Genomic DNA, 5,250 nt, shown 5'->3' with positions numbered 1-5,250 from the left:
ATTCCATTCGATGTCATCACGGTCTAGCGCCGCGACCGGCGCAGCCACCCGGCTTCCTCGCCCTCGAGCAAATCCATCGGCACCTGAATGGCCCGAATGGCAAGGCGCACCTCGAGGAGGAACAGCAGCAGCGACGCGAGCAGCAGCAGCATCGCCAGCGCAAAGGCCCACGACGCCGCGACCCCCAGGTTCAGGCCGGTGAACGCCTGGGTGAACAGCAGCGCGACGAGCAGGCAGACGACGATGCCGCAGGCGACGGCGGCGAGGATCGAATTGTTGATGACCCGCATCCGGCGGTCGGCCGCGCGCAGCTCGGCGACGACGCGCGCATGCTCATCACCCTCGGTTTCCGGCCAGCGCGCCATCAGCACCCGCGAACGGTCGACGACGCGCGACAGCCGGCCCGCGAGCACGTTGAGCAGGCTGCCGGTCGCCACCAGCAGGAACACCGGGGTGACCGACAACTGGATCGTCTGCGCGATCGCGCTCGCGTCCGCCGCCATCGTCACGCCGGCCGCTCCGCCGTGAACCGGGAGTCCTGTCCGTTCATGGGCCGCGACCCGCCCGCCCGGTCACCGGTCAGCCGCCCGCCGCAACCGATGGCGTATTGACGCCGTGCATCTGCAGGAACTTGCGGATGTTGCGCGCCGCCTGCCGGATGCGCTGTTCATTCTCGACCATCGCGATGCGGACGAAGCCCTCGCCGTCCTCGCCATAGCCGACGCCCGGTGCGACCGCGACCTTGGCATGGGTCAGAAGCTGTTTCGAGAATTCGAGGCTGCCCATGTCCCGCAGCGCGGGGGGCAGCGGCGCCCAGGCGAACATCGATGCCGGCGGACTGGGAATCTCCCAACCCGCGCGGCCGAAGCTTTCGACCATCACGTCGCGGCGCTTCTGGTACAGGTCGCGGTTGCGCGCGACGATGTCCTGCGGGCCGTTGAGCGCCGCGCAGGCGGCCGCCTGAATCGGCGTGAAGGCGCCATAGTCGAGATAGGATTTGACGCGCGTCATCGCCGCGATCAGCCGCTTGTTGCCAACCGCGAACCCCATGCGCCAGCCCGCCATCGAGTAGGTCTTGGACATCGAGGTGAATTCGATCGCGACATCCTTCGCCCCCGGCACCTGGAGGATAGAGGGCGTCGGGTTGCCGTCGTAATACAGCTCCGAATAGGCGAGGTCGCTGAGCACCCAGACCTTGTTTTCCTTCGCCCAGGCGACGAGCCGTTCGTAGAAGGCGAGGTCGACCGCTTCGGCCGTCGGGTTCGACGGGTAGTTGACGACCAGGATCGACGGACGCGGCACGGTGAATGCCATCGCGCGGTCGAGCGCCCGCCAGTAATTCTCGTCGGGGGTCGTCGGCACGCTGCGGATCGTCGCCCCGGCGATGATGAAGCCGAAGGTGTGGATCGGATAGCTGGGGTTCGGCGCGAGCACCACGTCGCCGGGCCCGGTGATCGCGGTGGCGAGGCTGGCGAGCCCTTCCTTCGACCCCATCGTCACCACGACCTCGCTTTCGGGGTCGAGTTCGACGTTGAAGCGGCGCGCATAATAATTGGCCTGCGCGCGGCGCAGCCCCGGAATCCCCTTCGACTGCGAATAGCCGTGAGCGTCCGGTTTCTGCGCGACCTCGCACAGCTTGTCGATGACGTGCTGCGGCGGCGGCAGATCGGGGTTGCCCATCCCCAGATCGATGATGTCCTCGCCCGCCGCACGTGCTGCCGCTCGCATCGCGTTGACTTCGGCGATGACATAGGGCGGCAAGCGCTTGATGCGATAGAATTCATCCTCGGACATGGGAACTAGAACAACTCCTTTTCGTTAAGTTCGGCCTTGACGCGAGCGGCAATCTCGCCAGCCGCATCGCGGCTTGTTATAGGCATAATATCGGCACTGACCAGCAGGAACGAGCATGAGCGACGCGGGCGGCAATACGGGCGGGGACGACAACGGCACGACGCCGAACTCCTTCATCCCCTCCCCCGACGACATGCAGCATTGGGCGAGCGTGATGGCCCGCGCGCAGCAGATGATGCTCGACCATGCGATGGGACAGGCCGGGGCTGACAGGCAGACCGACAAGGATGGAAGCGCGGGCGCGGCGTCGCCGTTCGACCCCGCCACCTGGCTGGCAAACCCCGCGGCGCAGATGTGGGCCGAACAGAGCGCCAGGATGTGGGAACAAGGGGTGCAGTTCTGGTCGTCGCTCGCGACGCTGCAACCGCCCTTTGCGCCCGCGGCACCGGCCGAAGCACCGAAGGACCGGCGCTTTGCCGATCCCGACTGGACACAGAACCCGGTGTTCGCGCTGATTCGCCAGACCTACGGCCTGCTGTCCGACCAGATGCTCGCCACCACCCGCCAGCTTTCGGGCCTCGACCCCGAAGCGCGCGCGAAGCTGGAGTTTGCGGCGAAGGCGACCGCCGAGGCGCTGTCGCCGACCAACCTTGCGATCACCAATCCCGAGGTCATCAAGCGCGCGGTCGAGACGCGCGGCGAAAGCCTGCTCAAGGGGCTGAAGCACATGCTCGCGGACCTCGCGCGCGGGCAATTGAGCCATGTCGATGCCGACGCGTTCGAGGTCGGGGTCAATATCGCGACGACGCCCGGCAAGGTCATCCACGAAACCGAACTCTACCAGCTCATCCATTATGCCCCGACGACCGCGGAGGTCTTCACCGTCCCGCTCGTCATCTTCCCGCCATGGATCAACCGCTTCTACATCCTCGACCTCAACCCGCAGAAGAGCTTCGTGCGCTGGGCGGTCGAACAGGGATTGTCGGTGTTCATGGTGTCGTGGAAATCGGCCGACGCCTCGATGAAGGACGTGGTGTGGGACGATTATGTCGCGGCGCAGGTCGATGCGATCGACACGGTGCGCGACCTGCTCGGCGTGCCGCACGTCCATACGATCGGCTATTGCGTCGCCGGGACGACGCTCGCCGCAACGCTGGCGATGCTCGCGGCGCGGGGCGAGGCGGACAAGGTCAGGTCGGTGACCTTCTTCACCGCGCAGGTCGATTTCGAGGTCGCGGGCGACCTCAAGCTGTTCGTCGACGATAGCTATCTCGCGCTGCTCCAGCAGTTGTCGGCGCCGGGCTTCCTCGATGGGCGCTACATGGCGGCGACCTTCAACAGCCTGCGCGGCCGCGACCTGATCTGGAACTATGTCGTCAACAATTATCTGCTCGGCAACGACTATCCGCCCTTCGATCTGCTCTACTGGAACGGCGACACGACCAACCTGCCCGCGAAGTGGCACCGGCAATATCTGGTCGATCTCTATCGCGACAACCGCCTCGTCCTTCCGGGCAGCCTTTCGGTGTGCGGCACGCCCGTCGACCTCCGGAAGATCGAGACCCCCGCCTATATCCAGGCGGGACGGGAGGATCATATCGCGCCGCTCGCCAGCGTCTGGCGGCTGATGGATCATCTGTCGGGGCCCAGGACCTTCGTGCTCGCCGGATCGGGGCATATCGCGGGCGTCGTCAACCCGCCCGCGGCGCACAAATATCAATATTGGACCGGCGACAACGACGCCAAATCGCTCGCCGAGTTCGAGGCCGGCGCGACCGAGACCAAGGGAAGCTGGTGGCCGCACTGGATCGGCTGGATCGCAGCGCAGGACGGCAAGAAAACGGCCGCGAAGGGCGCGCGCATCCCCGGCAAGGGCAAGAAAAAGGCGATCGAGGATGCCCCCGGCCGCTATGTCAAGCAGCGGTAATATCGCGCGAATATAGCGGCCCCGGACGGGCGCAACGAATTTTTTGTGCAGCGCACAAAAAATCTCTTGAAATCGACGACTCCCTCCTATATTGTGCACTGCAACATAAAGGAGTTGTTTCGATGGCTACCAAGATGGACAGTGCTGAAAAGGCTTTCGAAGCCGCGACGCTGGAAACCGCCGCCAAGCCGGCGACTCCGGTTGCCCCGGCCGTGACCGCAGACGCCGCCCCGGCGCCCGCGAAGGCCGAAGCGCCCAAGACCCCGACCGTGAAGGCGAAGGCCAAGCCGGTCCAAAAGAAGGCCGCGAAGCCGGCCGTCAAGAAGGTCGCCCCCAAGAAGGCGGCTGCCAGGAAGACCGCCCCCAAGGCCGCGCCGAAGCCGGTCGCCGCCGCCACCAAAGGATTCAAGACCATGAACGACACCGTCAAGAAGTTCGCCGACGAAGCCAAGACCCGCGTCGAGACCCTGACCGCCGATTTCAACCAGCGCGCCAAGGATGCGATGGCGAAGTCGGGCAAGATCGCCGAAGAGGCCGCCGAGTTCAACAAGGCGAACATCGAAGCGATCGTCGAGTCGGGCAAGATCGCGGCCAAGGGCTTCGAAACGCTGGGCCAGGAAGGCGTTGCCTTCGCCCGCAAGAGCTTCGAGGACACCACCGCCGCGCTGAAGGGCTACACCGCCGTCAAGTCGCCGGCCGAGTTCCTGAAGCTCTATGCCGAGAACAGCAAGAAGGCGTTCGACGCCGCCGTCGCGCAGACCTCGAAGACCAGCGAACTGGTCGTCAAGCTGGCGAACGACAGCTTCGCGCCGATCTCGAACCGCGTTTCGGTCATCAGCTCGAAGATGAAGGCAGCCTAAGGGCCTTTTTCTTCCCGGTTGGTGCGGGCACTCCCCCTCCTCTCCCCGCCCGCGCCGACACTCCCAAGACCGCTCGCTTCCCTTTCGGAAGCGGGCGGTTCTTGCTTTCGCCGGCCCTTGCGGCGCGGCGAATTAACCACCCCTCCCTCTTGCGATTCCGGCTGGGCTTGCGATATTCCCCCGATGATGCTTCCCGCTTCGATCCCGCATCTGGTCCACGCGATGGCGGACAAGGACGATGGCGCGCCCGGCACCCCCGGCGTCGGCATCGCGACGCGCACGCGCGCGAAGCCCAAGAAGCCGTCGATGTACAAGGTGCTGCTGCTCAACGACGACTACACGCCGATGGAATTCGTCGTGATGGTGCTCCAGCGCTTCTTCAACATGGACATCGAGCGCGCGACGCAGGTGATGCTGCACGTCCACCAGCAGGGCGTCGGCGTCTGCGGCGTCTTCAGCTACGAGGTCGCCGAGACCAAGGTCAACCAGGTGATGGACGCGGCACGGCAGAACCAGCACCCGCTGCAGTGCACGCTGGAGAAGGCGTAAACGGTTCATCCCCTCCCGCATGCGGGAGGGGCAGCGAGGGTTGCGAGCTTGCTCGCTACTCGCAGCGGGATGGGCTGCAATGCGCGCACCATTACCCTCTCCACTGCGACTAGAGCATCG

At 65.4% G+C, this 5,250-nt stretch carries 5 protein-coding genes; 3 read left to right on the top strand and 2 right to left on the bottom strand.

What is annotated here, in order from left to right:
- Positions 1-23 precede the first annotated feature (23 nt).
- The gene (locus tag SGR02S_RS18825; RefSeq protein WP_067113704.1) at positions 24-503 is read right to left on the bottom strand and encodes a DUF2721 domain-containing protein; all 480 of its coding nucleotides are present in this window, start codon (positions 501-503) and stop codon (positions 24-26) included.
- A gap of 76 nt (positions 504-579) precedes the next feature.
- Positions 580-1,794, bottom strand: a complete 1,215-nt coding sequence (locus SGR02S_RS18820; protein ID WP_067113702.1) for an LL-diaminopimelate aminotransferase — start codon at positions 1,792-1,794, stop codon at positions 580-582.
- A 115-nt stretch (positions 1,795-1,909) separates the two neighbouring features.
- Between SGR02S_RS18820 and SGR02S_RS18815 the strand changes: the two genes are divergently transcribed.
- From SGR02S_RS18815 to clpS, 3 genes are all read left to right on the top strand, one after another.
- Complete coding sequence (locus SGR02S_RS18815) at positions 1,910-3,721, top strand: PHA/PHB synthase family protein (RefSeq protein ID WP_067113700.1); 1,812 nt, start codon at positions 1,910-1,912, stop codon at positions 3,719-3,721.
- Between the two features lie 122 nt (positions 3,722-3,843).
- Complete coding sequence (locus SGR02S_RS20740; protein WP_067113698.1) at positions 3,844-4,581, top strand: phasin family protein; 738 nt, start codon at positions 3,844-3,846, stop codon at positions 4,579-4,581.
- A gap of 183 nt (positions 4,582-4,764) precedes the next feature.
- A complete protein-coding gene (gene clpS / locus SGR02S_RS18805; protein WP_067113696.1) occupies positions 4,765-5,130 on the top strand; it encodes an ATP-dependent Clp protease adapter ClpS in 366 nt (121 codons plus the stop codon).
- The last annotated feature ends 120 nt before the right edge of the window (positions 5,131-5,250 follow it).

The organism is Sphingopyxis granuli NBRC 100800 (assembly GCF_001591045.1).
GTDB classification, from domain to species: domain Bacteria; phylum Pseudomonadota; class Alphaproteobacteria; order Sphingomonadales; family Sphingomonadaceae; genus Sphingopyxis; species Sphingopyxis granuli.
The sequence above is the reverse complement of the archived record's forward strand: the minus strand, read 5'-3'. Positions and strand labels throughout refer to the sequence as shown.